Source organism: Xenorhabdus eapokensis, assembly GCF_001908105.1.
In genome coordinates, this window is record NZ_MKGQ01000081.1 from 1 (window position 1) to 3,045 (window position 3,045).

Consider the following 3,045-nt stretch of genomic DNA (forward strand, 5'->3'; position numbering starts at 1 on the left):
CTTTCCGGCCTCGCCTGCCGAAGTGCATGAACTGGTGATTGCCGCCCAACAAGTTGAGTCTGAAACAGGTGAACCGGTACGCCTGATTATTCTGGATACGTTAGCCCGCTGTTTTGGCGGCGCTGATGAAAATGATTCAAAAGATATGGGCGCGTTTGTCCGGGGTTGTGACGAGCTGAAAGCTAAAACAGGCGCAAGCATTCTCGTGGTTCACCATTCCGGCAAGGATGAAAGCAAAGGCGCAAGAGGTTCCAGTGCCTTTCGTGCGGCGCTGGATGTTGAATACAAAATCAACCGGGAGGGGAAAAAAGGCGGTGCGCTGGTTATCACCTGCACCAAAATGAAAGATGCCGAAGAACCGGAAACCAAAGCCTATGACATGCGTGTGGTTGAACTCTTTACCGATAAAGACGGTGAGGATATTACCTCACTGGTTCTGGTTGACAGTCCGCGTGATCCGGTTGAGGAGGAAGAAATTGAACGCGTTTCCAATAAAACCGATAATCATACGGTATTATGGCAATGCATCCGGTCTCGTACCGCCTTAAAAGAGCATTGCAGCATTGCCCTTGTGCGTGATGATTTAAAATCGATGGGCGTGAATGTGAAGAATTTCAGCCGTTGGTTAACCAAGTTAGAACAGGACGGGATGATTACCCGCCACGGGCAGGAACTCACGATTATTAACCAGAACAATAAAGATTAAAAAGTGAGTCAAAAAGTGAGGAACGGTGAGGAGAGAAATTTTACTACTCACCGTTTTCCTCACTTTTCTCGCATATATATGGAAAAAGTGAGGAGCACAAAACACGTTGATTTTTAAGGATAAAAAATTATCGATTCCTCACCTGTTTTCACAGTGAGGAAAATAAAAAGTGAGGAGAAAAATGAGGCGCAGGTGAGGAAATATTTTTTCTGGCAGGTATTTTTCAGCTCTCCGTGCTGCCGGGTTAATGTATTAGCCCGGTAACACGGAGATGACAAGCGCAGCGCGTCAGTATCAATCTGAACGATCAAAATGATTGTGCCACTTCACTTATCATATGAGTCCAAGTTCCCTTTCTAATTTTTTGTAAAAATTCAATATACTATTTAGATCTGTTTTCCATTCAGATATTTTGTTCCCATCCTCAGTTTCTGTATAGCGAGGCTCTATGAAATCATTTATTCTATCAGGAGAAAAACCGGGGCAATCATCTATAAATAAAGTTTGATTTTGTATAAAAATCTCTTGTTCTTTGAAATAAATTATCCATATAAAAATAAAATTGACACTACTAGGTTCATACATAGAGACAGCTAATGCAGCATGATCTTTTTTATATAGGCCTTCTTTAAGAGATTTCAGCCAACTTTTTTTATAATCATGTATATTCCAATAGGTTATTGGTAGATGGAATTCCTCTTTAAAATCATCAATAATGATTGACGATGGTAAAGCTGGCTCTTCGAAAAATTCAATAACAGAATTTTTTACTACAATGTCAAACATAACTTAATCCTATTTAGCTCACTACCAGATCATTATTGATAGTGATGAATGTTTAAATAATACCCTATGACCTTGTCATGTATTTCTATAGATTTTGAAAAAGACAACGTCTTGCGAGTCAGTCTTGCTAAGTGTTGACGAAGATTCAGATTAGTTCTCTCTATGCGTTGTGTATAATGCTTACTGACCACATGCAGTTTCCCCGCCAGATCGGTCATATAGATCACAATGTTGAAGGGAACCAGTAGCACCATCAGACGCATCAATGTCTTCTTTGTTCTTGGGCCAAAAACGTGAGCGGTCACTTTCCGTCTGATCCGGTCGTAAGCATAAAAGAGCCAACGGGGCTGATTCTTTGACTTCACGTCCGACCGCTGCTCATCTATTTCGCAACAGACAATCACTTCAGTGCCGGGAGCAATGGCTTCTGTTACCGATTTAGGTTTGAGCTTTTTAAATGGCGAAGGACAGTATTCAGACCAATCCCCATCACACGCGCTGTCGCCCTGCATCCCATTCCATTCATGACCATATCGACAATTTGCTGATGTGTACCGGGACGACAAGCGGCATAAGTGAATTCCCGTTGCCAAGAATGACGGCAGGACTGGCAAAGATAACGTTGATAACCAGAGCGAGAGTGCTAATTACGGTGGATCCCTTTAACGGCACAACAAGATGGGCAGGTCACATCAATCTTTGCCATCTGAATGTTCTCCAAATAGACATACTATACATGATTCAACAAATTGATGTTATGACCTAATGAGGCAATAAATTTAATTTATTGCCCGTCAGATAATTTAAATTAATAAACAATACCTTTATATTTCAACATTAATTCTCTTCCTTTATCATCTAATAATATTGGTAGTTTATGTAAAAAAACATAACCATCATCATTAAATTCAAGTAAGACTTTATCCAATGGTGAAATAAAAAAAGTCGCCCCATTGAAGAAACATTGAGAATTTAACTTGCGATAGAAATCAATAAATGAGCTAATGTTTTCTTTTTTTATAAAATAAACCTCATCCTTTGAATAGGAAAGATCGGTTATTATATAAACATCATTGTAAATGTATTCTTTAAATAAGGTTCTATTTAATATTTCATGATCATCCAAACGCTCCCAACCATCTACTTCATCTAATAATTTATATCTACCATCTTGAGGAAAATCAATATGTTCTAATACTGATATATCTCCACCTAATATAGGATACAAAATATCGTTAGCTTGTTTCATAGTATATTTTTTATGGTTTTCCATCATACTTATCTCTACCTTTTATAAAAATTTTATCTGTTACAGAATAACGAGTCCCATCAAAGTCCCTGACAGTAACATGTGGTCCCTCATTAGTGTTCTTATGTCCTACTGGGTTCCATTCTATTTTTCTCTGTCGATCAGGACTCATATACCAAAATTCTTTTTCTTCAGTATAATCATCTAAATAAGCTTTCAAAATAGTAGATCACTTGGAGGGAACTCAGTCCAATTTTTGCGATCTGATTAATCGCCAAATCAAAAAAAATCCCAAAATGGACTG

The 3,045-nt window shown here is 38.6% G+C and carries 4 protein-coding genes and 1 pseudogene; 1 reads left to right on the top strand and 4 read right to left on the bottom strand.

Features of this window, described 5'->3' with window-relative positions:
- A partial coding sequence (locus Xedl_RS19175) for an AAA family ATPase (protein WP_143187489.1) occupies positions 1 to 706 on the top strand: 706 nt, incomplete at its 5' end.
- Positions 707 to 1,039: 333 nt separating this feature from the next.
- Here the strand turns inward: Xedl_RS19175 and Xedl_RS19180 are convergent.
- The 4 genes and pseudogenes from Xedl_RS19180 to Xedl_RS26000 form a co-directional block, all read right to left on the bottom strand.
- The gene (locus tag Xedl_RS19180) at positions 1,040 to 1,492 is read right to left on the bottom strand and encodes a hypothetical protein (RefSeq protein WP_074025303.1); all 453 of its coding nucleotides are present in this window, start codon (positions 1,490 to 1,492) and stop codon (positions 1,040 to 1,042) included.
- Between the two features lie 32 nt (positions 1,493 to 1,524).
- Positions 1,525 to 2,198: pseudogene (locus tag Xedl_RS19185) on the bottom strand (IS1 family transposase).
- Positions 2,199 to 2,300: 102 nt separating this feature from the next.
- A complete protein-coding gene (locus Xedl_RS19195) occupies positions 2,301 to 2,768 on the bottom strand; it encodes a hypothetical protein (protein ID WP_074025305.1) in 468 nt (155 codons plus the stop codon).
- The gene (locus tag Xedl_RS26000) at positions 2,752 to 2,961 is read right to left on the bottom strand and encodes a hypothetical protein (RefSeq protein WP_143187490.1); all 210 of its coding nucleotides are present in this window, start codon (positions 2,959 to 2,961) and stop codon (positions 2,752 to 2,754) included. Before Xedl_RS26000 ends, Xedl_RS19195 begins: the two co-directional genes overlap by 17 nt.
- Positions 2,962 to 3,045: the final 84 nt, after the last annotated feature.

Coding starts and splice junctions, on each gene's coding strand:
- Xedl_RS19180 (WP_074025303.1), bottom strand. CDS start 1,492: ATGTTTGACATTGTAGTAAAAAATTCTGTTATTGAATTTTTCGAAGAG.
- Xedl_RS19195 (WP_074025305.1), bottom strand. CDS start 2,768: ATGATGGAAAACCATAAAAAATATACTATGAAACAAGCTAACGATATT.